Here is a 1,709-nt window from a genome sequence, read left to right as displayed (position 1 = left end):
AGCGGAATCCTCGCCACGCCGGGAACGGGACCGCCCGCCCAGTCCAGCGTCCCGGCCGCGGTGCCCAGTCGCAGCCGCGCCAGCACCCCGGCCGTGCCGGCGCGGGAGTCCGACGCGGTGACGGCGTGGCAGGCCACCTCCGGGGCGGCGTGCGCCACGCCCAGTGGTTGCAGCCACGGCGTGCCGGTCGTCGCCTCGTAGGCGGTGGCCGGCTCGCGACCCGCGCCGTCCCGGTGCTCCGGGGTCCAGTACACGATCGTGGCCACGTGGTTCAGCCGGTCGTGCGCGGCCACGCTGAACGGGTAGGTCAGCCAGCGCGAGCAGGTCACCAGCCGGGGCCGGACGCGCCGCACGGCGGCGGCCAGGTCGGCTGCGGTCGCGGCCGAGGTCACCACCTCCTTCTCCCCCAGGTCGGGCAGCTCGCCACCCCGTTCCCGGTAGGACAGGTCGACCAGCGCGTGCCCGCGCGCCCGCGCCACCGGCCGGAACCAGCGCCGCAACGCGATCCCCTGCGTGCCGTCGTTCCACAGGCACCCCACCGCGCGGGCCGCGCCCAGGTGCTCCCACAGGTCCGCGAACACCTCCGCGATGTCGTCGACGCCCCAGCTGAAGTGGAACGCCCAGCCCGGGCGGTGCCGGTCGTCGAACACCTCGCCGGCGAACACCTGCCACGGCAGCGTCGTGGACACGCACGGCACCTCCCGCTCGGTGCAGGCGCGCGCCACCGCCGGCAACGTCTCCGTGCCGCCCAACGTCACCACCAGCCGCACACCCGCGTCGGCCAACGACAACGCCGCCGCACGGGCACCGTCCGCCGTGGAGGCGCTGTCCCGCACCAGCACCTCCACCGGCCACGGCAGGGCGCGGGCGACGAAGTCCAGCGGCACGCCCAGCGGTGCGAGCCGCCCGGTGCGCGCGAGGACGATCCCGATCAGTGGTGTCGGCACGGGCGGCACGGTATCGACGAGCTGATCACCACGATCGGGTGATCACCTCGTGACGCGGCGTGCGACGTCAGGAGCTGCGGTCGGTCAGCCGCACCAGCCGTGCCTCCGAGGGAACGCCGATGCCGTCGACCACGACGAGCATGTAGTCACCGGGCGGCGCCTCCGCCCCGTTCCCGGGCGCGGTCGCCGTGAGGGTCCACGTCTCACCGTCCCGCTCGCGGGCCGAGACGTCCAGCCGGACGTAGCGCTGCTCCATGTTGTTGCCGTGGGTCGTGGCGCCCAGCCGGATCAGGGCGGCTCCGGAGTGGTCGTCCAGACCGGGCCCGGTGGCCACGATCGGGAACTCCTGCCCGTGCTCCAGGGTGCACGCGCTCCCGGCGGCGCGGTCGTCGACGATCACCGGCCGGGGACCGCGCCACAGGTACGGCGGCAGGTAGCGCTCGCCGGTGGTGTGGCTGGCGAACCACATCTGCGTCTCGCCTTCCTTCGAGCTCGGTCCCCCGAAGCCCCCGTTGCTGCCCGCCTTGAGCACGGTGCCGTCGGGCAGGAGCAGCGCGACCGAGTGGTAGCGCCGATCGGTGTCGGCGGTCGCGGCCGTGCGGAAGGTCTTCGTCCGGGGGTCGAAGATCTCGGCCTCGTTGACCGCCCCCGAGTTGTTGTTGGCCCACCCCTTCCGCGCGCCGCCGCTGACCAGGACCGTGCCGTCGGCCAGCAGGGTGGCGTCGCAGAGGAACCGGGCCCGCTCGGTCGGCAGGGACTTCC

General features: G+C 74.5%; 2 protein-coding genes. Both read right to left on the bottom strand.

The genetic code is table 11. The annotated features are described in order from the left end of the window. Nucleotides 1–947, bottom strand: a 947-nt coding sequence (locus tag AB0G02_RS38700) for an ABC transporter substrate-binding protein (protein WP_360805033.1), incomplete at its 3' end; no start/stop codon positions are given. A gap of 67 nt (nt 948–1,014) precedes the next feature. Next, nucleotides 1,015–1,709: galactose oxidase early set domain-containing protein (locus tag AB0G02_RS38695; protein ID WP_360805030.1), on the bottom strand; the 695-nt coding region annotated here is incomplete at its 5' end.

This window comes from Actinosynnema sp. NPDC023658 (assembly GCF_040639995.1).
In the GTDB taxonomy this organism is placed as follows: Bacteria; Actinomycetota; Actinomycetes; order Mycobacteriales; family Pseudonocardiaceae; genus Actinosynnema.
Note: the sequence above shows the minus strand (reverse complement) of the source record. Positions and strands in the feature narration are given on the sequence as shown.